A 26,005-nucleotide genomic window follows, 5' to 3' on the forward strand; every position below is an offset into this window, starting at 1 on the left:
CCTGATCAGGCCGCGCGGCGGTGGTGCTTGCTGCTCTTGGCGGCTTTGCGGCTGGTTTTGGCGGCGACCTTCATGACTTTAGGTTCGCCATCAGGTCCGGCCACGAAGCGGCGGATATTCAGCGCATCCATCATGCGCGCCGAATTGGCTTTGGCATTGAGCAGTACCAGCGTGGCGTTCTTGCCGGCCGATTTGAAGCGCATGATCAGGCAGCGTCCAGCTTCTTCCGTGTAGCCGGTTTTGGACAGGCCCACATCCCAGCCCTTGGCACCGACCAGACGGTTGGTGTTGTGGTACTCGACCTTGCGGCCTTTGATATTGATGATGTCCTTGGTATCGGTGGTGATACGGCGGATTTCCGGATAGGCCGAGGCAGCGCTGGCCATGCGCACCAGATCGGTGGCGGTGGAGCGGTTGTTAGGCGACAGGCCGGTCGGTTCTTCGATCACGGTCTGGCTCATGCCGAGCGCGCGGATCTTGGCATTCACGGCAGCCTTGAACGCTTCCGGACCGCCGGGGAAGGTGCGTGCCAGCGAGGCGGCTGCACGGTTATCGGACGACATCAGCGCCAGTTGCAGCACGTCGCGGCGCGACAGTTCGGCACCCACGGGCACGCGCGAGGTGCTGTGCTTGAGCGTGTCCACATCGGTCTTGTCGATGCTGATAGGCGCTTCGAGGTCGGCGCGCGAATCGAGCACCACCATGGCCGTCATCAGCTTGGTCAGCGAAGCGATAGGCACTTGTACAGTGGAATTCTTTTCCAGCAGGACTTTGCCGGTGTCATCTTCCACCACCAGCACGGACTGCGAGCCCAGCGGCACTGCCAGTGCGGCGGCCGTGACAGAACTCAGTAATACAGCGAGAATTTTTTTGAGCATAGTTTCAATATTCAGTTAAATCTGGCGAAATTCGGCAGAGCAGGCGCCTAGCACCACGGATTGCCTCTATCTGTACGGCAATACTCTCTCAGGCTGGAAGATAACATTAAAGTGCTTTCTCGTCTATTGAATGTAACTGTCGGATTCCACTAGGCTTATTGGCAATTTTGAGCAAATCCGGGCAAATCTGGCCGCTGCGCGCGCAGGCGCACTTCGGACCCACTCTGCCGGGCGCGATCAGGCAGGCGAAAAAAAGCCCCGCAAGCTGGGCGGGGCCTTGTTGTACAGGGAGTACAGTCGCTGCGCTGGCTGTGCTCAGCCCTGTGGTTTATTTGCTCTGATAAATACGGTCGAACTCGGCGCCGTCATCAAAGTGTTTTTTCTGCGCCGCTTTCCAGCCGCCGAACACATCATCCACCGTGAACAGACTGATCTGGTGGAAGTTGGCCTTGTATTTTTTGAAAGCCGCTTCCGAACGCGGACGGAAATAGTGTTTGGCGATCACGTCCTGCGCCTGTTCCGTGTACAGGAAGTTCAGGTAGCCGGTCGCCTGCTTGCGCAGATTGCGGCGGTCGACCACCTTGTCCACCACGGCGACGGGCGATTCGGCCAGGATCGAGAGCGAAGGATAGACCACCTCGAAGTTGTCGCCGAATTCGGCGCGTACCAGATTCACTTCGTTTTCAAACGTCACCAGCACGTCGCCTATGCTGCGCTGGGTGAAGGTGGTGGTAGCGCCCCGGCCGCCGGCGTCCAGTACGGGCACGTTCTTGAAGATTTTCGTCACCAGCTCGCGCGCCTGCGCTTCGTTGCCGCCTTTTTTCAGCACCGAGCCCCAGGCGGCCAGATAGGTGTAGCGGCCATTGCCGGCCGTTTTAGGATTGGGAATGATGACTTTCACGCCAGGTTTGGCCAGATCGCCCCAGTCCTTGATCTGTTGCGGATTGCCTTTGCGGACCAGGAACACCATGGTGGAATAGAACGGCGCCGCATTGTGGGGGAATTTCTTGGCCCAGTCCTGCACCACCAGTCCACGCTCGGCCAGCATGTCGATATCGTTGGCCTGATTCATGGTCACCACGGCCGCTTCCATGCCATCGGCCACCGAGCGGGCCTGTTTGGACGAGCCGCCATGGGACTGGTTGACGTTGACGGTTTCACCCGTGGTCTTTTTCCATTCGGCGACGAACAGCGGGTTGATATCCTTGAACAGTTCACGCGCCACGTCATAGGAGGCATTGAGCAGCACCGTGTCGGCCGCATGGGCAGGCATGGACAGGCCGAACAGGCCGGTGCTGGCGGCCAGCAGGGCAGTGGTGAACAGGCGGCGGGTAGCGTGGTGCGTAGTCATGGCAGGCTTTCTGATGAACGGACGCTCATAGTGTAAAATTCCGCGCCGAAAAGATACGAATTTTTCGTTATATGCTTATTTTTAAGGAGATGCACGACAGTTCCTCGATTTCCGCATAAGGAATTCCGGAATGATTCGTGGGCAAAAGCAGGGCCAGCTACTAGGCTGTGAAGGCAGCAGCGGCGCAGAAACGGGGGCGTCCGCAACGACTTTCATGGCTTGGTGTATAGTCGAATCAGGCACTGAAGAAAGCGTTTAAACGCTTCATTTTTGCTAATAGAAATGTTTGTGAGCGTACATGAGTTCTGAAATTCGCAGTCTTGAAGTCCGGCCGGCCGAGGTCAGCGATGCGGTCGCTGCCTGTACGGTGCTGCGCCGTTCCATTGCCGAATGCTGTGGCGAGGACCATAAGCAGGATCCGGCCATACTGGCCGCATGGCTGGGCAACAAGACGCCGGAAATGGTGGCCAGCTGGTTTGCTTCGCCCACCAACTATTCCGTGGTGGCCGTGCAGGATGGCGTGGTGGTTGGCGTGGCTTTGCTGACAGGCGCCGGCAAGCTGGCACTGTGCTATCTGCTGCCTGAGGTGCGCGGCCAGGGCGTGGGCAAGGCGCTGCTGGAGCGGGTCGAAGCGCAGGCCTGCAGCTGGGGCGTGAAAGCGCTGCAACTGCATAGCACGGCGACAGGCGAGGGCTTTTTTGCCAAATGCGGCTACATCGATTCGGGCAAGGTGCGCTCGCCCTATGGCGTCGAAACGGTGTTCTTCTGGAAGCAGCTCGAAGCGGGTGCGACGGCAGCCGATGGCAGCAAACGCAAGCGCTTCTGCAATTGCAATTCGGCCTGAGCTCGACCTGAGTCAGGCTTGGATGCAGGCCTAAACGCAGGCCTGCCTTTCCCGCTGCGCTAGGCGCAGATCTGCCAGTCCCATTCCTGCTGGTGCACCGGCTGTGCGCCCACTTCTTCCCCCTGTATAAACAGTTTTAGCTGGCCCGGTGCGAAGCGCTGCCACGGTTCGTTGCTGGTCAGCGGGCGGGTGGCAATCACCGTCATGCGGTCATCCGGCTGATTGTGCTGGCTGAAGTCTATGCTCAGATCGCAATCGACCAGCTGCGCAACGCTGAACGGATACTGGCGCTGCACGCTATGCAGCTCGGTACTGCAATAGGCGAACAGCAGTTCGCCGTTGGATAGCAGGAAATTGAAGCTGCCATATTCGGCGATGCTGGCGGCCAGTATCTGCAGTGTGGCAAACAGCTGGTGGCGCGGTGGCCGGTGTTCGTAGCGTAGCGCCAGCTCGGACAGGATGTGGCAGAACGCCAGCTCGCTGTCCGTATCGCCCCAGGGCGCATACAGGCCACGGCGCGGCTGGAATAGTTTGAGATCGCCATTATGGGCGAACGACCAGGTCTGGCCCCACAGCTTGCGCGTGAACGGATGGCTGTTTTCCAGCGACACGCGGCCCTGCGTCGCCTTGCGGATATGGGCGATCACATTGCGTGCCTTGATGGGCTGGCTGCGGAATTGCTGCGCCAGCAGCGAGCTGCTGCAGGCCAGCGCATCGGTGTAAAGCTGGCAGTCGCTGCCATTGTGCAGGGCGATGCCCCAGCCGTCGCCATGTTCGGCGCTGCGCCGTGCAAAGCCGGTGAAGGAAAAGTCCAGCGCGGCGGGCTGTTTGCTGCTCATGGCGAGTAATTGGCACATGGGGCTTCCGTAGTCAGTGACGATGGCTAACGATAGCGTCCGCCTGCGCGCGGGGGAACGAAGCTTTTCGCATATTCATAGCTGCAAGGATTCGTTCAGCTTTTGCTGCCGCTGCGCTAGGCTGTCGCTGTTATCCCTATACGCTGAGGAGCAGCATGTCATTCTCCGTACTCCAAGACTATCTGGCCCGCCTATCCGGCGCTGCCAGCAGCACGTCCAGCATCTGGCTCGATCACGCGGGCCGCGCGCAGGGACGCTTCTTCAATTGCACGCTGAGCAGTGCTTTCCATCCCATCCGCGCCTTGCAGGGCGGCGCCGTGCAGGCTTACGAAGGGCTGGCGCGCAGCGCTGCGGCGCAGGATCAGGGCCTGTCGCTGTGGCGCTTGCTTGACCACGCGGCCAGCGATGACGAATCCGTCGAGCTGGATCGCCTGTGCCGTCTGCTGCACGCACTTAATTTCTTCCGTCAGGCCGCGGACGGCGGGCCGGACCTGTATCTGAACGTGCATGACCGCCTGCTCAGCGCCGTCAGCAGCAATCACGGCCATGCTTTCCGCCGCATACTCGATGCGCTGGAACTGCCACTGGCACGGGTGGTGCTGCAATTGCCGGCAGCCACGCCGCAGCAGGGCTGGCTGCTCAACTACGTGGCCGACAATTACCGCCGCAACGGCTTCCGCCTCGCCATCAATGTGGCGGCGCCGGCGGAAGCCTTGCAGATACTGGAGCGCTTGCAGCCGGCCGCGTTCAAGCTTGATGCGAGTGTGGCAGCCGACGAGGCCGAGCTGCTGGCCCTGTTCGCGCGCTGCCGCGCGGCCGGTGTGGCGCTGGTCTTCAAACGCATAGAGACGGCGGTAACGCTGGAGCGCCTGCGTGCGCTGGCGGCTGGTGCCGGCATCGCTGTGCTGGGGCAGGGCTATCTGCTCGACCAGCCGGCTGCGCAACTGGCAGAGCCAGCGCCGGCCAAGGCGGTTGCGGCAGTGGCCGCCTGAACTGGACCAGGCAATATCGGAGTTGCGGAGGTTTTTTATTCCCTCGGCATAGGCTATAGTACCCATATTGCTTTTGACAGGTAGTGTATGGCAACGCGCAGAGATTTTTTACAGCAGGGTTTAGGTGTGGTCGGGGCTGGTCTGTGTACCGTGCCGCTGATAGGGTGTGCTGCCCGCAGCGTTGCGCCCCATAGCACTGTATCGGTCAGCAAGCCGGCTAGCCATGCGGCAGCGCCGGCCACGGCCAGCAAGCCGATGGCCCGTGCCTCCGAGCAGAGCGCACCGTCCGGTACGGAACTGGCACCACCACCCGATATATTTGACGCGCAGGCGCTCGATCTGGAATTCTGGCTGCGCCCCCGTACTATCGAAGTGGTGCGTCCGGCCAGCGGGGAACGGGCCAAGTTGCTGTACTGGCGTGATGGCGAGCTGATTCAGTCGGCCTATCAGGACCTGTGCCATCTGATGCGCGACGTGAATGGCAAGGAAACCATCGCCATCGATCCCAAACTGTTCGAAACGCTGTGGGGCACCCAGGCTTTCGTGGCCCGTTACGGCATCGACACCCCGCTGGAAATCCTGTCCGGCTACCGCACGCCCGCGTCCAACCAGAAGCTGCGCGAAGCCGGCGTGCCGGCCGCGCGCCAGTCGCTGCACATGGAAGGGCGGGCCGCCGACATCCGTCTGGCCAACCTGAATTCCGAAGTGCTGGGCGGGCTGGTGCGCAGTTTCCGTCAAGGCGGGGTGGGCTTCTACTACCGCAGCGGTCCCAAGGGCGGCTGGATCCATACCGATACGGGCTTGAACCGTACGTGGAAAGGCTGAGCCTGAGTTACACTGGCGTCTGCTTTTCAAAACAGGAATTCCATGCAAGACCAAACTGATGCGCCCCGTTTCCGTCCCGTGCCATGGCAGGCGCTGGAAACGCCGGCCGATGTCGAACTCTGGATCGCCGAACACAATCTGGCCTTGCAGGAACACGTAGGCCGCAATGAAACGGGCTATGGCGTGTGCTTTACGCTGGCGGCTGGCGGCGAAGTGTATCTGCAGACCACCGATGGCGCGCTGGTGCTGGACCTGACCCCCGAAGCTGAATGGATAGCGCCGCTGATCATGGCGGCCGCGCAGCTCGATGAAGCGCCGCCCGGACGGCTGTGGGTGCTGCCGGACGATAAACTCATACAATTGATGCTGGGCTTGAGCAGCCTGATCGCCAGTTCCATGCTGGTGGTCGGGCACCGTTTTGGCCGGCCACAGCGCATGGGCGCGTGGTAAGTCCCTGACCAAGGAAAGTTATGCAAAAACGCGTATTTTCAGTTCGACTGCTGGGCACCGCGCTGGCCTTGCTGGCGCTGACGACCCTGCCGGCCAGTGCGGCCGATCTGCTGACCACGGTTAAAGCGCGCGGCACGCTGCGCGTGGCCATGGAAGGCACGTATCCGCCGTTTAACTACAAGGACCAGAAGACGGGCGAACTGGCCGGCTATGATGTGGACGTGGCCCGCATGCTGGGCCAGAAGCTGGGTCTGAAAGTGGAATTCGTCAGCAGCGAATGGGCCAGCATACTGGCCGGTCTGGCCGCCAATCGTTATGACGTGATCATTTCGCAGGTGGGCATCAACCCCAAGCGCGAGCAGGCGTTCGACTTTTCCCAGCCGTATATCTATTCCATGCCGCAGCTAATCGTGCGCAAGGATGACAAGGCCGACTACAAATCGCTGGCCGATCTGAAGGGTAAGAAACTGGGCGTGGGGCAGGGCAGCGTGTACGAGCAGCAGGCCAAGGCCGTGCCCGGCATCGAAGTGCGCAGCTATCCGGCCGCGCCCGACAATATGGCTGATCTGGCCGCGGGCCGCATTGATGCGGCACTCAACGATAGCCTGATGTCGGCCTATCTGCTGAAAACTTCGCGTCTGCCCATCAAGGCCGGCGCCCAGGTGGGGGCTGTCGAGCGCATGGGCATCCCTTTCCAGAAGGGCAATCCGCAATTCAAGCAGGCGCTGAATCAGGCGCTGGCCGCCGCCGCCGCCGATGGCAGCCTCAAAGCCATTTCCATCAAGTGGTTCGGTACTGACGTCAGCAAAGCGCCCTGAGCATGGACTGGCAGGGACTCTACGCACTGCTGCAGGAAGCGGCACCGGTCATGCTGCGTGGCGCCGGCTACACGGTGCTGTTTGCGCTGGCCGCCATGCTGGGCGGGCTGGCCATCGGCTTCCCCGTGGCGCTGATGCGGCTGCTGCCCTACCGTGTGCTGCGCTGGCCGGCCAGCGTCTACGTCAGCCTGATGCGTGGCACGCCGCTGCTGGTGCAGATGTTCGTGATTTATTACGGTCTGCCCAGCGTGGGCATAGAATTCACGCCGATCACGGCCGGCATCCTCGCTCTGAGCCTGAATTCGGGCGCGTTTCTGTCGGAAAGCCTGCGCGGCGCCATCGGCGCTGTCAGCAAGGGGCAATGGGCAGCGGCCTACAGTCTGGGACTCGGCTACCGCGCCACACTGGCTGAAGTGGTGCTGCCGCAGGCGCTGCGCATCGCCGTGCCGGCCATGAGCAATACCCTGATCAGTCTGATTAAAGACACCTCGCTGGTCTCCGTCATCACCATGACGGAACTGATGCTGTCGACCAAGGAAGTGATCGCGACCACGTTCCAGCCCTTGCCCCTGTATATTGCCGCAGCGGCCATTTATTGGGTGCTCAGCCTGCTGTTCGAAGCCGTACAGCGGCGCGCCGAACAACGTTTGAACCGCGCCCACCGCTAAAGGGCTGCGCGGCGCTCGACACTCCCTTGCTAAAATGATAGTCTTGCTACTGTTCACAAAGGAATGGTATGGACAAGCGTGTGCCGCTGACAGAGCTGACGGCAGTACGCCCGTCTGTGGTCGGGACCGGCGAAGGGCATCGGGGCCAGATTGAGCGCCTCGAGGGCAGCGCCGTGGCTGCGGCGCTGCGCACAGGCCTGAGCGCCGACCAGTTGAGCGCCGAACAGACTTATTTCAACGATATCTACCTGCTGGCCCCGGTCGGCTATTTCGTACTGGGCTTCGATACCACCATCTTGCAGATGAATGTGGTGGGCGCCGATGTGCTGGGCGTCCCGCGCAGCAATCCTGCACGGCTGCCGTTCCGCCAGTTTGTGGCTGCGCGATTCCATGATGATTTCGATGCCATGGTGCGCAATGCACTGAATACTAACCAGGCCCAGCAATGTGGCGTGCAGATCTGCCGCCATCCGGACGAGCAAGGCTTTGCCGCCACCTTGCGCGCGAGCGCCGATGCCAGCTCGCAAGCCATCCGCGTGGTGCTGGAACTGGCCGAGGGCAAGCTGGCCGCGCTGGAGCGCAGCGAAGAACGTTTCCGCCGTATCGTCCACACGGCCGAAGAAGGCATCTGGGAAATCGATGCCAAGGCCCGTACCAGTTTCGTCAATCCGAAAATGGCCAGCATGCTCGGCTATGCCATCGAAGACATGCTGGGCCAGCCGCTGGTGGCCTTCATGGACGAGGAAGGACGCGGCATACTGGAGCAGAATATCGCGCGGCGCCAGCGCGGCGTGGCCGAGCGCCACGAATTCAAGTTCCTGCGCAAGGATGGCAGCGAGCTGTGGACTTCGCTGGTCACCAATCCCATCTATGACGCCGACGGCGCTTATCTGGGCGCGCTGGCGCTGGTCACGGATGTCACGGCCGACCGCGCGAATAGCGAGCTGATCTGGCAGAAAGCCAATTACGACGCGCTCACGGCCCTGCCCAACCGGCATATGTTCCATGATCGCCTGAATTACGAAGTGCGCAAGGCCCAACGCGAAGGCTTACAGCTAGCGCTGCTGTTCATCGATCTGGACGATTTCAAGCAGGTCAACGATACGCTCGGTCACGAGCAGGGCGATTGCGTGCTGATCGAAGCGGCGCGCCGCATCAGCAATTGCGTGCGCACTTCCGACACCGTGGCCCGCCTCGGCGGCGATGAATTCACCGTGATCCTGTCCGGTCTGGAACAGACCACCGGCATAGAGCGGATCGCACAGAACATGCTGGGCCAGCTCACCCGGCCCTTCCTGCTGGAGACGGGCGTGCCCAGCATCTCGGCCAGCATAGGCATCGCGCTGTATCCGAGCGATGGCCACGCACCGGAAGAGCTGCTGCGCAATGCCGATCAGGCCATGTACGCGGCCAAGTCCGGCGGTAGCAACCGCTATAGCTATTTCACGGCCGAGCTGCAGCAGGCTGCCCAGCAGCGCCTGCAGACCACGCTGGATTTGCGTGGCGCACTGGTGGCCCAGCAGTTCGAACTGCATTACCAGCCCATCGTGAATCTGGCCACGGGCAAGATAGAGCGCGCCGAAGCGCTGCTGCGCTGGCGCCATCCGGAGCGGGGCCTGCTCGCGCCGGCCGAGTTCTTATCGCAGGCTGAAACGGGCGGCATAATGCTGGAGCTGGGCGACTGGGTGTTCCGCCATGCGGCACGTCAGACGCAGCAATGGCAGCAGGCGTATGGCAGCGAGTTCCAGATCAGCGTGAACTTTTCCGCGGCCCAGTTGCGTGGCGATCCGGCCCTGTACAGCGGCTGGTGCGACTATGTGCAGCAGCTAAAGCTCAGTCCGCACAGCATCGTCATCGAAATCAAGGAAAGCGTGCTGGCCGACGGCGTGACGCGCGTGGTGGAGCGCTTGCGCTGCCTGCGTGAAATGGGCTTGCAGGTGGCGCTGGATAATTTTGGGAATGGCCACGCCTCGCTCTCGCACCTGAAGCAGTTCGGCATCGACCAGCTCAAGCTCGATCGCAGCTTCCTGGCTGACATCGTCAACGATAGCGGTGAGCTAGCCATGTGTGAAGCACTAGTGGTGATGGCGCACAAGCTGGGCTTGCGCGTGGTAGCGGAAGGGGTGGAGACGGCAGCCCAGTGTTCGCTGTTACGACTGACAGGTTGCGACTTCGTGCAGGGCTATGTGTATGCGGGCGCGCTGGCGCCGGCCCAGTTCGAGCAGTTGTGCGCAGCCGGCCTGCCTGAACTCGATCACTTCTAAAAAAACTGCGGGGTCAGGTCGGGCATTGGCGCAGAGCTCGCCAAAGAATTAAGCGAACTCTGCGCCAACGCCCGACCTGACCCCGGGGTATTACATGTTTGGATAGTTAGGGCCGCCGCCACCTTCCGGCGTGATCCAGACGATGTTCTGGGTCGGGTCCTTGATATCGCAAGTCTTGCAGTGTACGCAGTTCTGCGCATTGATCTGCAGACGGTCTGTGCCTTCATCCGTCTTGACGAATTCGTACACGCCGGCCGGGCAGTAACGGCTTTCCGGACCTGCATACTTGGCCAGATTGACGTCTACCGGCACGCTGGCGTTCTTCAGCGTCAGGTGGATAGGCTGGTCTTCCGCGTGGTTGGTGTTGGAGATGAACACCGACGACAAACGGTCGAAGGTCAGCTTGCCATCCGGTTTAGGATAGTTGATCGGGCTGAACTGCGAGGCCGGCTTCAGGCACTCGTGGTCGGCGTAGCTGTGGTGCAGCGTCCACGGGGCTTTGCCTTTGAGGATCTTCTGATCGATCCAGGTCATGACGGAACCCAGATACAGGCCTTTGCTCAGCCATGGCTTGACGTTACGGGCCACGTGCAGTTCTTCGTGCAGCCAGGATTGTTCGAAGGCCGTGCTGAAGCTGCTCAGCTCGTCACCCTGACGTTCGGCGACCAGCGCTTCGTAGACGGCTTCGGCCGCCAGCGTGCCCGACTTGATGGCCGCATGGCTACCCTTGATGCGGCTCATGTTGAGGAAGCCCGCATCGCAACCGATCAGTGCACCACCGGGGAAGACCAGCTTGGGCAGCGATTGCAGGCCGCCGGCCGCGATCGCGCGCGCACCGTAGGAGATCCGCTTGGCGCCTTCGAAGAAAGGCTTGATGGCCGGGTGGGTTTTGTAGCGCTGGAATTCTTCGTATGGCGACAGATACGGGTTTTCGTAGTTCAGGCCGACCACGTAGCCGACCACCACCTGGTTGTTTTCCAGATGGTAGAGGAAGGAGCCGCCATAGGTTTTGCTGTCGAGCGGCCAGCCGGTGGTGTGCACGACCAGACCGGGCTGATGCTTGGCCGGATCGATTTCCCACAGTTCCTTGATGCCGATGCCGTAGGACTGGGGATCTTTACCCTGATCCAGCTGGAATTTGGCGATCAGCTGCTTGCCCAGATGGCCGCGTGCGCCTTCGGCGAACAGCGTGTATTTGCCGTGCAGTTCCATGCCGAGCTGGAAGTCAGGGCCGGCTTCGCCGTCGCGCTTGACGCCCATATTGCCGGTGGCCACACCTTTGACGGAGCCATCGTCGTTGTACAGGACTTCGGCTGCAGCGAAGCCGGGGAAGATTTCCACGCCCAGCGCTTCGGCCTGCTGGCCCAGCCAGCGCACCACGTTACCGAGCGAGATCACATAGTTGCCATGGTTCTCGAAGCAGGCTGGCAGCAGCGCATTCGGCGTCTTGTGGGCGCCCGTTTCGGTCAGGAACAGCACGCGGTCTTCCGTCACCGGGGTATTCAGCGGCGCGCCTTTTTCTTTCCAATCAGGAATCAGTTCGGTCAGCGCTTTCGGGTCCATCACGGCGCCGGACAGGGTGTGGGCGCCCAGTTCGCCGCCTTTTTCCAGCACGACGACGGACACTTCGCGCTGTTGCGCGGCGGCCAGCTGTTTAATCTTGATTGCTGCCGACAAGCCTGCAGGGCCGCCACCTACGATGACGACGTCATACTCCATCGCATCGCGTGGGCCATACTGTTCAAGGAGGGTTTGAGGCTGTGTCATAGTCTCTTCTTATAGTGGTGAATGAAAGGATCAAAAAAATTTTAGCACGAGTGTGCTTCTTTTTCGTCCGAAATGCAATTGTGGCGCCATTTTGAGGGACATTATTAGACACCGCAATCTAATACTGGCGATTTATGTAATGATTATGGATAGACATTCCCGCTTAGACCCCTTAGGCTGGCGTTTGTTACCATCAAAATTATTTAGGAGTAGCTCGTGGGCATAGAAGTCAACTTTGAGGGAAAAATTGCGCTGATTACGGGCGCCTCCAGCGGTCTGGGAGCCCGGTTTGCCAAAGTGCTGGCTCAGGCTGGAGCGCAGGTGGTGCTGGCGTCGCGCCGCATCGACCGGCTGAAGGAATTGCGCGCTGAAATCGAAGCGGACGGCGGTGCGGCCCACGTGGTCAGTCTGGACGTGACGGACTATGCCAGCATCAAATCGGCCATCGCCCATGCGGAAACGGAAGCCGGCCCGATCGATATTCTGGTGAATAATTCGGGCGTATCAACTACGCAACGTCTGGTCGATGTGACGCCGGACGATTATGCCTTCGTGATGGATACCAATCTGCGCGGCGGCTTCTTCGTGGCGCAGGAAACGGCCAAACGCATGATTGCGCGCGCCAAGGGTGATCCGAGCAAGAAACATCGCATTATCAACATCGCTTCCGTGGCCGGGCTGCGCGTGTTGCCGCAGATCGGCGTGTACTGCATGAGCAAGGCCGGCGTGGTGCAGATGACCAAGGCCATGGCAGTCGAGTGGGGCAAGTACGGCATCAATACCAATGCCATCTGCCCCGGCTATATCTCGACCGAGATCAATGAAGACTATTTCGCCAGCGAACAGGGGCGCAAGCTGATCGATATGCTGCCGCGCAAGCGTCCGGGCAAGCCGGAAGACCTCGACGGTCTGCTGTTGCTGCTGGCCGGTGAAGACTCCAACTTCATCAATGGCGCCATCATTTCCGCCGACGACGGCATGACGGCAGCCTGACAGGGCAGTCCTGGAGTCCTACAGCTGCTGCAACCCGACCAGCTTGTGCACGAGTTCGGACGAGGTGGCAGCAGCAAATTTGCGCATCAGCTTGGCGCGATGCATTTCCACCGTGCGCGGGCTCAGGTCGATCTGCCGGCCTATCGCCTTGCTGGTCTTGCCTTCCACCAGCAGGGCGGCGATTTCCCGTTCGCGCGGCGTCAGTTCCGCCGTCACGGGGCGCTTCTCGCTCACATCCTCGAACGTCCAGATGCCCGGGCCCAGCGGTTCGGTCGCACGCATGGCATGGCCCGTCACATGGCACCAGAACAGTTCACCGCTGGCACGGCGCATGATGCGCTCGTCCGAGTAGCGGCCCTTGGCATTCATGATGGGAATAATGCGGTCACCCGTGCGCAAGAATTCGTCCATGGTGGGGTATAACTGCTGGAACGACATGCCGTTCATGGCGCTACGCGTGTAGCCGAACATCTGGGCCAGCGCATCGTTGCTGGCCTGTATGGTGCGGTGGTCCGAAATGCACATGCCGACGGGGGCATGCAGAAAAATGGATTCGTAATCGATGGCAGGGGCAGCAGTCATGGGCAATGTGACAGGTATTTCTACGGTATTGTACTTTTGATGTGCCTATTCTATGCTGACACGCTACGCTGCCGATTCATTTTTCACAAGTTGGGCGCTGAAATTTGCAACATTCCATAAAAAGGGAGACCCATGAATAAAGTATATCCGGACGCCGCCTCCGCTCTGGCTGGTGTGGTACAGGACAACCAGACCATCGCCGTGGGCGGGTTTGGTCTGTGCGGTATTCCTGAAGCGCTGATCGCTGCTTTGCGCGATTCGGGCGTAAAAGGCCTGACGGCGATTTCGAATAATGCCGGCGTGGACGGCTTCGGTCTGGGCCAGTTGCTGGAAACCCGCCAGATCAAGAAGATGATTGCTTCCTACGTGGGCGAGAACAAGGAATTCGCGCGCCAGTATCTGGCCGGTGAACTGGAACTGGAATTCACCCCGCAAGGCACGCTGGCTGAGAAGCTGCGCGCCGGCGGCGCCGGCATTCCGGCTTTCTTCACCAAGACGGGCGTGGGCACCATCGTGGCCGAAGGCAAGGAAATCCGTGAATTTGATGGTGAACAATACGTGATGGAACGTTCGCTGGTGGCCGATGTGTCGCTGGTGAAAGCATGGAAGGCCGACAAGGCCGGCAATCTGGTGTTCCGCAAAACGGCGCGCAACTTCAACCCGAATGCTGCCATGGCCGGCAAGATCACTATCGTCGAAGTCGAACAGTTGGTGGAAGTGGGCGAGATCGATCCCGATGCCGTGCACCTGCCCAGCATCTTCGTGCACCGCATCGTCGTCAACGCGACGCCGGAAAAACGTATCGAGCAGCGCACCGTGCGCGCCAACTAAGAATAACGGAGATAACTATGGCTTGGACTCGTGATGAAATGGCCGCGCGTGCGGCGAAGGAACTGCAGGACGGTTTCTATGTGAACCTCGGCATCGGCCTGCCTACGCTGGTGGCCAACTATGTGCCGGCCGGGATGGAAGTATTCCTGCAGTCGGAAAACGGCTTGCTCGGTATCGGCCCGTTCCCGACCGATGATGCAGTCGATGCGGACCTGATCAACGCCGGCAAGCAGACCGTGACGGCGCTGCCCGGTGCGGCCTACTTCAGCTCGGCCGATTCCTTCGGCATGATCCGTGGCGGCAAGATCAATCTGGCCATTCTGGGCGCCATGCAGGTGTCGGAAAAAGGCGATCTGGCCAACTGGATGATCCCGGGCAAAATGGTCAAAGGCATGGGCGGCGCCATGGATCTGGTGGCCGGCGTGAAACGCGTGGTGGTGCTGATGGAACACGTGGCCACGGCCAAGGATGGCTCCACTTCGCACAAGCTGCTCAAGCAGTGCGATCTGCCGCTGACGGGTGTGGGCGTTGTTGATCTGATCGTGACGGATCTGGGTGTGCTGGAAGTGACGCCGGCCGGCCTGAAAGTGCTCGAACTGGCACCGGGTGTGAACAAGGAACAGATACAGGCTGCCACGGGCGTGCCGCTCGATCTGTCGGCCGTGTAAGCCTACGCTGCAGATGCAAAAAGAGCACGCCGCGGCGTGCTCTTTTTTATTGTGCCTGCCGTGCTTAGTGGGCGCGGTGCAGCGGCATCAGATCAGGATCGGTCACGGTCGAGCCGGGATTGTTGAGCTCTTTGTGCAGCGTGTCGTGATCCAGTTCGCGTTCCCAGTTCGACACCACCACCGTGGCCACACCGTTGCCGATGAAGTTGGTCAGGGCGCGGCATTCGCTCATGAAGCGGTCGATGCCGAGGATCAGGGCCATGCCGGCCACAGGGATGGTCGGTACCACGGCCAGCGTCGCGGCCAGCGTGATGAAGCCTGCACCCGTGATGCCGGAAGCGCCTTTCGAAGTCAGCATGGCAACGCCGAGGATGGTCAGTTCCTGCGTCAGCGTCAGATCGGTGTTGGTAGCCTGAGCCACGAACAGGGCAGCCATGGTCATATAGATGTTGGTGCCGTCCAGATTGAACGAGTAACCGGTAGGGACTACCAGACCCACGACGGATTTGGAGCAGCCCAGACGTTCCAGCTTGGTAATCAGCGAAGGCAGCGCACTTTCCGACGAGCTGGTGCCCAGCACGATCAACAGTTCTTCACGGATATAGCGCAGGAATTTGAAGATCGAGAAGCCGGTGAAGTGGGCAATCGCGCCCAGCACGATGAAGACGAACAGGCCGCAGGTCAGGTAGAAGCAGCCCATCAGTGCTGCCAGCGGTTTCAGCGAAGCGATGCCGTATTTACCGATGGTGAATGCCATGGCGCCGAAAGCACCGATAGGCGCAGCCTTCATCACCATGCCGACCATGCCAAAGATGGCCGAGGCCAGTTCATCGATCAGCTTGGCCACTGGTTTGCCGCGCTCGCCCAGCAGCGACAGCGAGAAGCCGAACAGGATGGCGATCAGCAGCACTTGCAGGATATCGCCTTTAGCGAAAGCATCGACGATGGTGTTCGGGATGATGTTCATCACGAAGTCGATGGTCGATTGCTGTTTGGCTTTTTCCGTGAACTGGGCAATCGACTTGGTGTCGAGCGTAGCCGGATCGGCGTTGAAGCCGGCGCCCGGGCGCATCAGATTGGCCACGAACAAGCCGATGACGAGAGCGAAGGTGGAGACTACTTCGAAATACAGCAGGGCTTTGCCGCCCACGCGGCCGATTTTCTTCACGTCCTGCATGCCGGCGATGCCGGATACCACCGTGCAGAAAATCACGGGTGCGATGACCATCTTGATGAGCTTGATGAAGCCATCGCCGAGAGGTTTCATGGCGACCGCGTCGCTCGGGTAGTACATACCCAGCAGCACACCGACGGCAATCGCGAACAGCACCTGTACGTACAGGATTTTATAGAATGGTTTTTTCACGGATGTCTCCACGCTTCAGAATTAAGCGTTCATCATCCGTGAAAATAACTGTCATCACTATTGTGGAAATCCTCACAGGTATTGGTGAAAACCCGTATTGCCCGTGTGGCTCAGACTGCTCTACGGCGACGCAAGGCTAGCAGGCCCAGGCCGCCGAGCAGCATCGCATAGCTGGCCGGTTCCGGCACGGCCGATACGCTGATAATGCCATCCTTGCCGAGGTGCGAGAAGTCCAGTTGGCGCTTGTCATAACCCTCCACCACGATGCGATCACTATCAAACTGGCCGTTAAAGTTCTGGAAATCGAACAGCTTGATCTGGCTGCCCGGCGCAAACTGATACTGGTCGGCAAACACAAGGTGCAGCGTACCATTGAAGTCCAGTGTCGAAATGCCGCTCAGCTGGTCGTTGCCGCTGCCGAGTATGTCCATGGTCAGGATGGCATTGCTGTCGTAGCTGGCAGAACCGCCGGCAAAACTGATCACAGCGCGCTGCCCGTTGGCGCCCGGATTGTAGCCGGCGCGGAACAGGGTCTGGCCGGAGAAACTGCCCGTGCCCGTCACATTGTCGTAGAAGCTCAGCGTGCCGCCATTGCTAGTGACGCTGCCATTGTTTTCGAACTGGCCGTAGATGCTGGTGTTGCCGGTGCTGACAAGACGATTTCCTTGTTCGAGCATGAGCCCCGCATTGCTGTACAGTTGTCCGCCATCTTCCATCGTCGTCAGGGTACCGAGACTGGCTTTACCATCATTAAACAGCCAGACCTGATTTTTGCCCACTTCCAGCGTGCCTTGGAAAGCATAGCCCTTGCTGTCGAAGGCGTCACCCAGCATCAGCGTTCCGCCTCGTGCGCTGATACGGGTCTGGGCATCACCGCTGATGGCACCGCTAACCATGCCGTAGCCCTGCAGGGACTGTATGGCGTTCAGATCGAGCGCGCCGATTACGCGACCACCTTCTAGTGCTAGCGCGCCAGTTTTAAAATGACCGCCGTCCAGTACCAGGTTTGCGCCGCGTCCTACGGTTAAGGTGCTAGCGACTTCCAGGCCGCGGTCACGGTCCAGTACGACTGTACGGCTGCTGAACAGCCCGCTTCCCAGCGTGGCGCCAGCGTTGCCTGCGAGGTAGATGTTGCCACTTTTCCAGAGCAGATTTTGCTTGCCGAGATCCTGGTGCGCCGTCAGAGTGCCGCCATCCAGCACCAGCGTGCCGGCCCGCAACTGGCCGCCATTGACGGTCAGGCTGCTGCCCTTGCCGATCGCCAGATTATGGGTGACCGTTAGCTGGTCGCCCTGCATCAACTGAAGATTATTTTTCAGGTAGGCCCCACCTAGACTGGCCCCTGCCAGTGAACCCAGCGTCAGTGCACCGCTGTTATAGGTCAGTGCGCCTGGCACGCTGCTTTCGTTTAGCAAGGAGAATGCGCCGCCATTGACCATGATCTGGTTTGCGTTGAGCATGCCGCCATTGACGCTGAGCGAGCTGCCGGCATCGATGATCAGCGTGCCGGCAGTCCGAATGCTATCGCCCTGATTCAAGACCGCCTTACTGCCAAGTAGTTGGCTGGTAGCGACATTTCCTTTGCCCGTCAGGGTCAAGCTGCCAGCCGACCATTCGATGGTGTTTCTAGCGAGCGCCTGGTCCGACAGGAGCAGAGTGCCGCCACGCAGCGCCAGTTTGCCGGTGGTCAGCATGTCGTCGCGCGCATCGAGACTGGTACCAGCGCCTACCACCAGCGTACCGCTGACTTCAAGTCCGCGCCAGCCTTGGCTGAGCGTTAAATTGGAATCAAGCAAGCCCTCGCCAAGACGGGTCCCATCGATGCCGGTATAAGCCAGTGTGCCATTTTGCCAGTGAAAGTCACCTTGAATGTCATATGATGCAGCGCTGAGCTTGCCGCCATAAAGTCGTATTTCGCTGCCTCGGGCTGCACTCAGGCGGCCTGCCACCAAGAGCTGGCCGTCCGTGATGGTCGTGGTGACCTGGCCACCGTGCTGCATGTCGCCGTTAATCTGCAAAGTGGAATTGAACAGGTCGATCTTGCTATCGGAAGCGCCGGCATCGAAGCTAAAGTTTCCGGTGCGCATATATGAATTATTCGAGAGGCGTAGGGTATTTCCCTGGCTGTTGAAAGCCGGGCTGATACGCATGTCGCGGCTGGACAGCCACTGCGCTCCACCATCGAGAGTAATGACCTGTTTGCCCCCGTTCCCATCGAGGGTACCGAATTGGTTGACGCCTGTGTTGCCCTGATCAATAAAGCTGGCCCCCGCATCAAGTTCGATCAGGGTTTCTTGCATGGCTGTTAGGGCATACAGGTTGTTGAACTTGGCGTTCTTGCTTTGGAGGTTGAGTGCGATACGCGCCGAAGGCATCAGTTTTGCCGTCAGTTCCGCATTGGCGTTAACTTTTAGGTTGGTAGCGCTGACCTGATTGGACTGTAGCTGATCAAAGGTCACTTTGCCCGATATATTCAGCCCATTAAAATTATGGATGTTGGCGTTACCTAACACCAGTCCTGCAGCGCCGCCATCGACGGTGCGATAGGTATTTGAGCCAGGGTTAAGATTGAGGAAGTAAAGCGGCATGTTCAGCGTTTGCTGATAGGCGCTGCGATTGGCAATAGTTGCGCTCGTAATTAGCACCGAGCCTGTCAGCGTCAGCGCTTGTGAGTTTTCGGCGAATGTGATGGAGCCGGTCTGAGTCAGGCCGTCGTTATAGATGGTGCCACTGTAGCGGCTGTTGAAAATCAGGTTATCCATGTCGCGCGGCCGGATTCCGTTCAGCCAGCTTGCACCACAACTTAAATAAGCCGAGCAGCCATTAAGACTACCGATCCAAGTTGCGGTGGCGGCCGCAGCGTTTAATCCGGGAAAAACCAGACCGGCGGCAAGCAATGCGCGATAGAGAGGGCGTGGGGTGGCGAAACGTTTGCCAGAGGCGTTCATAGGGGTTCCTTATTGTATTGATAATTGATACGCAATCAATTTTTCGGAAATTTTACCCTCTAATTATCAGATAATCATCATAAATTATCTTTAAATCTAGCCTTTGTGGTAACTTAATTTTTGATAGTTTGTGCTGACAGGGCTGCAGGCGTGACGTTAAAGGCCCTGTCAACTCGCGTGTGCAGGGCGCTCGGCTGTACTTTCCGGCAAGCGCAACGATACGCGCATGCTAGTTATTGCGCCACCCAGCCGCCATCCATATTCCATGCGACGCCGCGCACTTGGCGAGCTGCATCGCTGCATAAGAACAAGGCCATGGCGCCTAGTTCTTCTGGGGTGACGAATTCGTGCGACGGCTGTTTGTCCGCCAGCAGGGCTTTCTTGGCGGCCTCATTGCTAATGCCTTCCTTGGCGGCACGGTCATCGACCTGCTTCTGCACTAGCGGGGTCAGTACCCATCCCGGGCAGATGGCGTTGGCCGTGATGCCGGTCGTGGCCGTTTCCAGTGCGGTGGCCTTGGTCAAGCCGATCAGGCCGTGCTTGGCCGCCACATAGGCCGATTTGCCGGCCGAGGCGACCAGTCCGTGCACGGAGGCCAGATTGATGATGCGGCCCCAGTTGTTGGCGCGCATGTGTGGCAGCGCCAGACGGGTGGTGTGAAAAGCCGAGCTCAGATTGATGGCGAGGATGGCATCCCATTTCTCGACGGGGAAGTCTTCCACATTGGCGACATACTGTATGCCGGCGTTGTTGACCAGAATGTCCACGCCGCCAAATTTTTCGCCGGCATAGGCCATCATGGCTTCGATCTGTTCAGGTTTCGACATGTCAGCGTTGTGGTATTCCACCTCAACGCCGAATTCTGCCGCCAGATCCGCCTGCAGTTTGGCGATTTCCGCCGCATCGCCGAAACCGTTCAGCAGGACGCTGGCACCTTCCGCTGCCAGCGTGCGTGCGATACCGAGCCCGATACCGGAAGTCGATCCCGTCACCAGTGCCGTTTTGCCGCTCAAAGTCTTGTTTGCCATAGTTCCTCTGCAGGGTTGGAGATTAAAGTCGCGCTGCGCTACACTTGTGTAGGATTTTAAGCGCATTGCCCAGTAAAATGTTAATTCAGAACATCATTACATAAATCGAATAAAAATCATGAAGGAAGCCGCATGTTCGAAGCAAAAATAAAGTCTGTTCAATGCATCTCGATGGCTGGTCTGCATACCATGGCCTACAAGGAATGGGGCGATGCCGATAATCCCCGTGTGTTGTTATGTGTGCACGGCGTGACCCGTGTTTCCGACGATTTTGATGCCATGGCGCAGGCGCTCGCCGCCGATTACCGCGTGATCGCGCCCGATATCGTCGGCCGTGGCCGCTCGGGCCGCCTGCTCAACCCCCAGTTATACCGGATTCCCCAATATGTTAGCGACATCGTCACCTTGCTGGCGCGCGTTTTGCCCGATCATGGTGCAGCCAAGGTGGACTGGTTTGGCACTTCGATGGGCGGCCTGATCGGTCTGGGGCTGGCTTCTCTGCCCGGCAATCCTATCGGCAAGCTGATACTGAACGACATCGGTCCGGTGCTGGCACCGGCAGCGCTGCAGCGCATCGGCGATTACATCGGTCAGGACATGCGTTTCGATACTTTCGAAGAAGCGGCCCAGTTCATCCGTGATGTTTCCGTGACCTTCGGTCCGCACACGGAAGCTGAGTGGCACAAGCTGGCACAGGATGTGCTCCGTCAAGATAAGGATGGCAAGTGGGTGCGCCACTACGATATGGGGCTGGCGCAACCGTTCCGCTCGGCTACGCCGGAATCGGTGGATGCCGATCAGGCGGCGCTGTGGGCGGCCTACGATGCGATCCGCTGCGAAACGCTGTTGATCCGTGGTGCCGAGTCCGATCTGCTGTCGGCTGAAACGGCGCAACAGATGGGCCAGCGCGGCCCGTGCGCCAAGCTGGTGGAAATTCCCGGGGTGGGCCATGCGCCGACCTTTGTGCATGACGACCAGATCGCCATCGTGCGCAAGTTCCTGCTGGGCTGATCTGCACTAATTAGCATTTAAAGAATCAATAGTATGTTCGCATACTGGTATTACCACGAAGAAGATGAGTATGGAAATCAAACGACTGCATGTGGGCAAACGCCTGTCCGAAGTAGCTATTCATAACGGCACCGTGTATCTGGCCGGTCAGATCGCCGACGACAAGACCCTGGATATCCAAGGCCAGACGCGCGAAGTGCTAGCCCATATCGATCGGCTGCTGGCCGAAGCGGGCAGCGACAAGACCTGCATCCTGAGCTGCCAGATATATATCGCCGATCTGGCCGATTTCGCCGGCATGAATGAAGTGTGGGATGCCTGGGTGGCGCAGGGCCACACGCCGCCGCGCGCGACGGTGGAGGCCAAGCTGGCCGATCCGGACTGGCGCGTCGAGATCGTCGTCATCGCCGCACAGCGCTAGGAGTCCCATGGTTTCCACCACCGCCATCACCAGCGCCACCTCGGAACATCTGGTGCAGGGCTTGTCCGTCGATGACGGCGCCCGCATGCTGGCAGCTCTGGATTATGCCAGCGACGCTTACGGCGAACGGATATGTAGCTCAGGGCAGGCCGCGTTCGACTTCGCCGTGGGTGTGGCCAGTACGCTGGCTTTCATGCGTACCGACGTCGAAACGCGGATTGCCGGTCTGATGTTCGAGCTGACCTTGCTCGATCCGGCCCATGCGCCGCTGATCGAGCCGCGTTTCGGCAAGGATGTGTGCGACCTGGCGTCCGGCGTGCGCCAGCTGATTCGCCTGCGCGAATTGACGCTGGGGCAGAAAGAATCGAGTGCCGCGGCGCGTGGCCGCAATGCCGCGCAGCAGGCCGTGGCGCAGGTGGAAACCCTGCGCAAGATGCTGTTGGCCATGGCTTCGGATATGCGCGTCGTGCTGGTGCGGTTGGCCTCCTGCGTGACCACCTTGCGCTACTTCGCTGAGATCAAGCTGTTCAACGAGATGACCAGTGCCTACGGGCGCGAAACGCTGGACCTGTATGCGCCGCTGGCCAACCGTCTGGGGATCTGGCAGCTCAAGTGGGAGCTGGAAGACCTGTCGTTCCGCTTCATCGAGCCCGATACCTACAAGCGTATCGCCAAGATGCTGGAAGAGAAGCGCATGATGCGCGAGGGCTTCGTGACCTCGGCGATCGCACGCCTGCAGTCGGAAATGGCGGCGGCCGGCATACAGGCCGACGTGTTCGGCCGGCCCAAGCACATCTACTCCATCTGGAACAAGATGAAGGGCAAGGAGCTGGACTTCACGGATCTGTACGATGTGCGCGCCTTCCGTGTGATCGTGGCCGACGTCAAGACCTGCTACACGGTGCTGGGCGTGGTGCACAATATCTGGACGCCGATCCCGAAAGAGTTCGACGACTATATCTCCCGTCCGAAGCCGAATGGTTACCAGTCGCTGCACACGGTCGTGACGGCAGAAGATGGCCGGCCGCTGGAAGTGCAGATCCGTACGCAGGAAATGCACAATTTCGCTGAATATGGCGTGGCAGCGCACTGGCGCTACAAGGAAGAAGGCGGTTCCAATTTCCAGGGCCAGAAGTACGACGAGAAGATCGCCTGGCTGCGCCAACTGCTGGCGTGGAAAACCGACGTGGCCGACGCCGTGGTGGGACAGGAAGAACAGCAGCAGCGCGAATGGGTGGAAAAGCTCAAATCGGCTGCGCTCGACGACCGCATTTTCGTGCTGACGCCGCAGGCGCGCGTGCTGGAACTGCCGGTCGGCGCCACGCCGGTGGACTTTGCCTATCACCTGCATACGGATGTGGGCCACCGCTGCCGTGGTGCGCGCGTGGACAATGTGATGGTACCGCTGAATACGCCGCTGAAAAACGGCCAGACCTGCGAAATTATCACGGCCAAAGGCGCGCCCGGTACAGCCGGGCCTTCGCGCGACTGGCTGAATAACGATTACACGGTAGCGACGCGCACGCGCTCCAAGATCCGCGCCTGGTTCCATGCCATCGATATGCAGCAGACGCTGTCCGATGGCCGCGCCATGGTGGAAAAGACCTTGCAGCGCGAAGGCAAGACGGCCGTCAATCTGGAAGCGCTGGCCAACAAGCTGGGCTTCGCCAAGGTGGACGATCTGTTCCTTTCGGTGGGCAAGGATGAATTCAGTCTGCGTCAGGTTGAGCAGGCGCTCAACGACACGGGCGAAGCGGCCGAGCCGGAAGATGCCGTGGTGCTCAATCGCAGCCGTGCTTCCAGTGTGGAGCAGGGCGCCAAGTCGGGCGTGCTGGTGGTGGGCACGGACGGCTTGATGACGCAGCTAGCCAAATGCTGCAAGCCGGCGCCGCCGGATGGCATCGTCGGTTTCGTCACGCGCGGCAAAGGCGTGTCCATCCACCGCGCGACGTGCAAGAACTTTGCCGAAATGCGGGCGCAGGCGCCGGAGCGCGTGATCGTTACGGAATGGGGACGCACGGCCGCCGATACCGTGTATCCGGTCGATATCTTCATACTGGCAGGTGACCGTCAAGGCTTGCTGCGTGATATCTCGGAGATATTCTCGCGCGAGAAAATCAATGTGATCGGGGTAAACACCCAGAGCGCCAAGGGTTTCGCGCGCATGACTTTCACGGCCGAAATCGGCGCCACCGCCCAGCTACAAAAAGCCTTGACTGCGATTACGGAAGTGAGCGGCGTGCAGGAAGCGCGCCGCGCCTAACTTGGGGTCAGGTCGGGCATTGGTGCACAGCTCGCCTGAAATCTGGGTGGCGGACTCTGCACCAATGCCCGACCTGACCCCAGAGCTTGAGCGGCGACAGGGCCGGCGCTGATCTTCAGGCGATCAGCTCGCCGATCTGGGCTTTGATGGCCTCGCCCAGCAGGTGGATGTGGTAGCCGTCGGCAAAGCCGTGGTGGGCCTGTACCGATAAGGGCAGGCGCATCATGCCGTCGTCCTGCGGCGGGCCGAATTTACCCCAGGCGAGAGCCGGAATGTCGGCTGTCTTGTGCAGGTAGATCGGGTGCTCGATGGCCGTCAGTTCCAGCCACGGCATGCACGTGATGTAGACATTGCGCTTGTGGTCGAGCGGGCTCAGACCGGCGCTGGTGTTGATCAGTTCTGCACTGGCTTCTGCCACTTTTTTCGCCGCCAGACTGCGTTCCACGAACAGCGCCAGATCGTCCGTCATGTCGAAGCGGGCGAAATTCAGATTATTGTCGCTATTGAGTACCGTGTACGAGGCCATGAAGTCCTTGATGCGGATCACTTTGCCATCGAGCTCGCGGTACATGAAATTGTCGATGCTGGCCACGGCGCGCAGCACGCAATACAGGAATACGTGGAACGGTGGCAGTTGCTGCGCTTTGCAGTAGGGCCGCAGATCCGGCACGGTCAGCGTGAAGCTCAGGTTGATCAGCGGGTTGGCGAACTGGGTGTAACCGTTGTAGCGGTCACGGCGTTTCTCGAAATTATGCATCGTGGGGGACTTCTGCCTGCAGGGTGATGTGATCGATGCCATGCTTATCCAGCAGCATGGTCTTAATATTCTGCAGGATGGCAGGCCAGCGCGACAAGTCGGTGATTTCCACATGGCCGATCAGGGCAGGCTGGCCGGGCGACATATCCCACACGTGCAGATCGTGCACGGACAGCACGCCATCGATGCGGCCCAGATCGGCGCCCACTTGCAGATAGTCGATATGTTCGGGCACGCCTTCCATCAGGAAGTGGTAGGACTCGCGCAGCACACTCCAGGTGGATTTGAGGATCAGCATGGCGACGAAGATCGACAGCAGCGGGTCGATCTGCATCCAGCCCGTGTAATAGATGACGGCACCGGCCGCCAGTGCGGCCACGGAGCCGAGCAGGTCACCGATCACGTTGACCAGTGCGGCGCGCGTATTCATATTGCTTTCGCCGCGAGACAGGATGTAGGCCAGCACCACATTGATCAGCAGGCCGATGGCAGCGACCACCGTGACCATGGCGCCCTGTACCTGTTCTGGCTGCGAGAAGCGGTGCACGGCTTCCACCACGATCCAGCCCACCAGTACCAGCAGCACCAGACTGTTGACGAAGGCGGCCAGCGCTTCGGCGCGGCCAAAGCCGAACGAGTTGCGTGCCGACGGCGGGCGCTTGGCGATCATCTGGGCCAGCAGGGCCAGCCCCAGTGCGGCGGCATCCGTCACCATATGGCCTGCATCGGAAATCAGCGCCAGCGAATTCGAGATAAAGCCTGTCACCACTTCGACGACAGCGAAGCCCAGCGTCAGCACCAGCGACCATGCGAGCACGGACTGGCTGCGCTGCTCGGTAAAGTGGACGTGCAGCGCGTCGCCATCGCGGTGCGCATGCAGGTGGGCGGAAGGGGAGTCGGGCAGCTGGCTGCCAGCCACGGAATTCTGGGGCATGGGTTGAGGCGGAGTGTAGGGAAAACCGTAGTTTAATGGATCACGCGGTTTCCTGCCGCTGCGGCGGCCTGTTATGTCCCCAACACGCAGTCAAATCAGCAAGATAGTGCTTTCTGTAAATGTTTCGCATCCATGCCCTTGTGTTTCTTCGCATCGCTCTCTATAATGCTGGTCTTCGGGCGGTTAGTTCAGCTGGTTAGAATACTTGGTCGACATCCAAGGGGTCGCAGATTCGAATTCTGCACCGCCCACCAGAATTAAGTAGTAGGTAGTGGAGCAAGCAGTAAATCACTATAACGATAGCAGTACCTCGGGCGGTTAGTTCAGCTGGTTAGAATACTTGGTCGACATCCAAGGGGTCGCAGATTCGAATTCTGCACCGCCCACCAGAACATGTAAGAGCGAGAAAGGCAATCCGGTTATGACACCGCGAACTACTACCAGTATTGGTGAGTGACGCTAGTCGAACGGGATCCTTTTGCTCAAAAA

Annotated in this window: 23 protein-coding genes and 2 tRNA genes; 15 read left to right on the forward strand and 10 right to left on the reverse strand. The window is 59.7% G+C overall.

All coding sequences use genetic code 11. The annotated features are described in order from the left end of the window. Positions 1-5: 5 nt before the first annotated feature. Both GM655_RS13870 and GM655_RS13875 read right to left on the reverse strand, forming a co-directional pair. The gene (locus GM655_RS13870) at positions 6-878 is read right to left on the reverse strand and encodes a serine hydrolase (RefSeq protein ID WP_155435238.1); all 873 of its coding nucleotides are present in this window, start codon (positions 876-878) and stop codon (positions 6-8) included. A 328-nt stretch (positions 879-1,206) separates the two neighbouring features. After that, positions 1,207-2,229, reverse strand: coding sequence for a sulfate ABC transporter substrate-binding protein (locus tag GM655_RS13875; protein ID WP_155435239.1), 1,023 nt, complete (start codon positions 2,227-2,229; stop codon positions 1,207-1,209). Between the two features lie 298 nt (positions 2,230-2,527). Between GM655_RS13875 and GM655_RS13880 the strand changes: the two genes are divergently transcribed. Next, entirely contained in the window at positions 2,528-3,073 is a 546-nt protein-coding gene (locus GM655_RS13880; protein ID WP_155435240.1) for a GNAT family N-acetyltransferase, read from the forward strand. 59 nt (positions 3,074-3,132) lie between these two features. Here the strand turns inward: GM655_RS13880 and GM655_RS13885 are convergent, their stop codons facing one another. After that, positions 3,133-3,930: a class II glutamine amidotransferase gene (locus tag GM655_RS13885; protein ID WP_155435241.1), complete on the reverse strand. Its 798-nt coding sequence runs from the start codon at positions 3,928-3,930 to the stop codon at positions 3,133-3,135. Between the two features lie 155 nt (positions 3,931-4,085). Here GM655_RS13885 and GM655_RS13890 point away from each other — a divergent pair, with 155 nt between their 5' ends. From GM655_RS13890 to GM655_RS13915, 6 genes are all read left to right on the forward strand, one after another. Next, on the forward strand, positions 4,086-4,922 hold the full coding sequence (locus GM655_RS13890) for an EAL domain-containing protein (protein ID WP_155435242.1): 837 nt from the start codon (positions 4,086-4,088) through the stop codon (positions 4,920-4,922). 87 nt (positions 4,923-5,009) lie between these two features. Continuing rightward, complete coding sequence (locus GM655_RS13895) at positions 5,010-5,747, forward strand: YcbK family protein (protein ID WP_443094156.1); 738 nt, start codon at positions 5,010-5,012, stop codon at positions 5,745-5,747. 42 nt (positions 5,748-5,789) lie between these two features. After that, positions 5,790-6,197, forward strand: a complete 408-nt coding sequence (locus tag GM655_RS13900; RefSeq protein WP_155435243.1) for a hypothetical protein — start codon at positions 5,790-5,792, stop codon at positions 6,195-6,197. Between the two features lie 20 nt (positions 6,198-6,217). Further along, the gene (locus GM655_RS13905; RefSeq protein WP_155435244.1) at positions 6,218-7,015 is read left to right on the forward strand and encodes a transporter substrate-binding domain-containing protein; all 798 of its coding nucleotides are present in this window, start codon (positions 6,218-6,220) and stop codon (positions 7,013-7,015) included. A 2-nt stretch (positions 7,016-7,017) separates the two neighbouring features. Continuing rightward, entirely contained in the window at positions 7,018-7,683 is a 666-nt protein-coding gene (locus tag GM655_RS13910; protein ID WP_155435245.1) for an amino acid ABC transporter permease, read from the forward strand. Positions 7,684-7,751: 68 nt separating this feature from the next. After that, a complete protein-coding gene (locus GM655_RS13915; RefSeq protein WP_155435246.1) occupies positions 7,752-9,947 on the forward strand; it encodes a putative bifunctional diguanylate cyclase/phosphodiesterase in 2,196 nt (731 codons plus the stop codon). 90 nt (positions 9,948-10,037) lie between these two features. Here the strand turns inward: GM655_RS13915 and GM655_RS13920 are convergent, their stop codons facing one another. Continuing rightward, on the reverse strand, positions 10,038-11,714 hold the full coding sequence (locus GM655_RS13920; RefSeq protein ID WP_196308767.1) for an electron transfer flavoprotein-ubiquinone oxidoreductase: 1,677 nt from the start codon (positions 11,712-11,714) through the stop codon (positions 10,038-10,040). A gap of 216 nt (positions 11,715-11,930) precedes the next feature. On the opposite strand from GM655_RS13920, the gene GM655_RS13925 reads away from it, so the two are divergent. Beyond that, positions 11,931-12,707, forward strand: coding sequence for an SDR family oxidoreductase (locus tag GM655_RS13925; RefSeq protein WP_161035110.1), 777 nt, complete (start codon positions 11,931-11,933; stop codon positions 12,705-12,707). A gap of 18 nt (positions 12,708-12,725) precedes the next feature. Here GM655_RS13925 and GM655_RS13930 read toward each other — a convergent pair whose 3' ends face one another. Beyond that, entirely contained in the window at positions 12,726-13,289 is a 564-nt protein-coding gene (locus tag GM655_RS13930) for a PAS and helix-turn-helix domain-containing protein (protein WP_155435247.1), read from the reverse strand. A 132-nt stretch (positions 13,290-13,421) separates the two neighbouring features. Between GM655_RS13930 and GM655_RS13935 the strand changes: the two genes are divergently transcribed. Both GM655_RS13935 and GM655_RS13940 read left to right on the forward strand, forming a co-directional pair. Beyond that, complete coding sequence (locus tag GM655_RS13935) at positions 13,422-14,120, forward strand: CoA transferase subunit A (protein WP_155435248.1); 699 nt, start codon at positions 13,422-13,424, stop codon at positions 14,118-14,120. A gap of 17 nt (positions 14,121-14,137) precedes the next feature. Beyond that, positions 14,138-14,788, forward strand: coding sequence for a CoA transferase subunit B (locus tag GM655_RS13940; RefSeq protein WP_155435249.1), 651 nt, complete (start codon positions 14,138-14,140; stop codon positions 14,786-14,788). Between the two features lie 64 nt (positions 14,789-14,852). Here GM655_RS13940 and GM655_RS13945 read toward each other — a convergent pair whose 3' ends face one another. The 3 genes from GM655_RS13945 to GM655_RS13955 form a co-directional block, all read right to left on the reverse strand. Continuing rightward, a complete protein-coding gene (locus GM655_RS13945) occupies positions 14,853-16,154 on the reverse strand; it encodes a dicarboxylate/amino acid:cation symporter (RefSeq protein WP_371866810.1) in 1,302 nt (433 codons plus the stop codon). Positions 16,155-16,264: 110 nt separating this feature from the next. Next, positions 16,265-19,102, reverse strand: a complete 2,838-nt coding sequence (locus GM655_RS13950) for a PEP-CTERM sorting domain-containing protein (protein WP_155435250.1) — start codon at positions 19,100-19,102, stop codon at positions 16,265-16,267. 233 nt (positions 19,103-19,335) lie between these two features. Beyond that, positions 19,336-20,130, reverse strand: a complete 795-nt coding sequence (locus tag GM655_RS13955; protein WP_155435251.1) for a 3-hydroxybutyrate dehydrogenase — start codon at positions 20,128-20,130, stop codon at positions 19,336-19,338. Between the two features lie 132 nt (positions 20,131-20,262). On the opposite strand from GM655_RS13955, the gene GM655_RS13960 reads away from it, so the two are divergent. From GM655_RS13960 to GM655_RS13970, 3 genes are all read left to right on the forward strand, one after another. Next, positions 20,263-21,141, forward strand: coding sequence for an alpha/beta fold hydrolase (locus tag GM655_RS13960; RefSeq protein WP_155435252.1), 879 nt, complete (start codon positions 20,263-20,265; stop codon positions 21,139-21,141). Positions 21,142-21,211: 70 nt separating this feature from the next. Continuing rightward, positions 21,212-21,562 (forward strand): RidA family protein, encoded by a 351-nt coding sequence (locus tag GM655_RS13965; RefSeq protein WP_155435253.1) that lies wholly within the window; start codon positions 21,212-21,214, stop codon positions 21,560-21,562. A gap of 7 nt (positions 21,563-21,569) precedes the next feature. Further along, entirely contained in the window at positions 21,570-23,825 is a 2,256-nt protein-coding gene (locus GM655_RS13970) for a RelA/SpoT family protein (protein ID WP_155435254.1), read from the forward strand. 115 nt (positions 23,826-23,940) lie between these two features. On the opposite strand, the gene GM655_RS13975 is transcribed toward GM655_RS13970, so the two are convergent. Both GM655_RS13975 and GM655_RS13980 read right to left on the reverse strand, forming a co-directional pair. Then, entirely contained in the window at positions 23,941-24,582 is a 642-nt protein-coding gene (locus GM655_RS13975; protein WP_155435255.1) for a CatA-like O-acetyltransferase, read from the reverse strand. Continuing rightward, on the reverse strand, positions 24,575-25,516 hold the full coding sequence (locus GM655_RS13980; protein ID WP_155435256.1) for a cation diffusion facilitator family transporter: 942 nt from the start codon (positions 25,514-25,516) through the stop codon (positions 24,575-24,577). The genes GM655_RS13975 and GM655_RS13980 overlap by 8 nt, the downstream gene beginning before the upstream one ends. Before the next feature lie 177 nt (positions 25,517-25,693). Between GM655_RS13980 and GM655_RS13985 the strand changes: the two genes are divergently transcribed. Together GM655_RS13985 and GM655_RS13990 are read left to right on the forward strand one after the other, a co-directional pair. Beyond that, a tRNA-Val gene (locus GM655_RS13985) sits at positions 25,694-25,770 on the forward strand. A 58-nt stretch (positions 25,771-25,828) separates the two neighbouring features. Continuing rightward, a tRNA-Val gene (locus tag GM655_RS13990) sits at positions 25,829-25,905 on the forward strand. Positions 25,906-26,005: the final 100 nt, after the last annotated feature.

The organism is Pseudoduganella danionis (assembly GCF_009720775.1).
GTDB lineage: Bacteria > Pseudomonadota > Gammaproteobacteria > Burkholderiales > Burkholderiaceae_D > Rugamonas > Rugamonas danionis.

Coding starts and splice junctions, on each gene's coding strand:
- GM655_RS13965 (WP_155435253.1), top strand. CDS start 21,212: ATGGAAATCAAACGACTGCATGTGGGCAAACGCCTGTCCGAAGTAGCT.
- GM655_RS13885 (WP_155435241.1), bottom strand. CDS start 3,930: ATGTGCCAATTACTCGCCATGAGCAGCAAACAGCCCGCCGCGCTGGAC.
- GM655_RS13935 (WP_155435248.1), top strand. CDS start 13,422: ATGAATAAAGTATATCCGGACGCCGCCTCCGCTCTGGCTGGTGTGGTA.
- GM655_RS13895 (WP_443094156.1), top strand. CDS start 5,010: ATGGCAACGCGCAGAGATTTTTTACAGCAGGGTTTAGGTGTGGTCGGG.
- GM655_RS13870 (WP_155435238.1), bottom strand. CDS start 878: ATGCTCAAAAAAATTCTCGCTGTATTACTGAGTTCTGTCACGGCCGCC.
- GM655_RS13975 (WP_155435255.1), bottom strand. CDS start 24,582: ATGCATAATTTCGAGAAACGCCGTGACCGCTACAACGGTTACACCCAG.
- GM655_RS13900 (WP_155435243.1), top strand. CDS start 5,790: ATGCAAGACCAAACTGATGCGCCCCGTTTCCGTCCCGTGCCATGGCAG.
- GM655_RS13930 (WP_155435247.1), bottom strand. CDS start 13,289: ATGACTGCTGCCCCTGCCATCGATTACGAATCCATTTTTCTGCATGCC.
- GM655_RS13960 (WP_155435252.1), top strand. CDS start 20,263: ATGTTCGAAGCAAAAATAAAGTCTGTTCAATGCATCTCGATGGCTGGT.
- GM655_RS13875 (WP_155435239.1), bottom strand. CDS start 2,229: ATGACTACGCACCACGCTACCCGCCGCCTGTTCACCACTGCCCTGCTG.
- GM655_RS13940 (WP_155435249.1), top strand. CDS start 14,138: ATGGCTTGGACTCGTGATGAAATGGCCGCGCGTGCGGCGAAGGAACTG.
- GM655_RS13905 (WP_155435244.1), top strand. CDS start 6,218: ATGCAAAAACGCGTATTTTCAGTTCGACTGCTGGGCACCGCGCTGGCC.
- GM655_RS13915 (WP_155435246.1), top strand. CDS start 7,752: ATGGACAAGCGTGTGCCGCTGACAGAGCTGACGGCAGTACGCCCGTCT.
- GM655_RS13970 (WP_155435254.1), top strand. CDS start 21,570: ATGGTTTCCACCACCGCCATCACCAGCGCCACCTCGGAACATCTGGTG.
- GM655_RS13955 (WP_155435251.1), bottom strand. CDS start 20,130: ATGGCAAACAAGACTTTGAGCGGCAAAACGGCACTGGTGACGGGATCG.
- GM655_RS13880 (WP_155435240.1), top strand. CDS start 2,528: ATGAGTTCTGAAATTCGCAGTCTTGAAGTCCGGCCGGCCGAGGTCAGC.
- GM655_RS13890 (WP_155435242.1), top strand. CDS start 4,086: ATGTCATTCTCCGTACTCCAAGACTATCTGGCCCGCCTATCCGGCGCT.
- GM655_RS13980 (WP_155435256.1), bottom strand. CDS start 25,516: ATGCCCCAGAATTCCGTGGCTGGCAGCCAGCTGCCCGACTCCCCTTCC.
- GM655_RS13950 (WP_155435250.1), bottom strand. CDS start 19,102: ATGAACGCCTCTGGCAAACGTTTCGCCACCCCACGCCCTCTCTATCGC.
- GM655_RS13920 (WP_196308767.1), bottom strand. CDS start 11,714: ATGACACAGCCTCAAACCCTCCTTGAACAGTATGGCCCACGCGATGCG.
- GM655_RS13910 (WP_155435245.1), top strand. CDS start 7,018: ATGGACTGGCAGGGACTCTACGCACTGCTGCAGGAAGCGGCACCGGTC.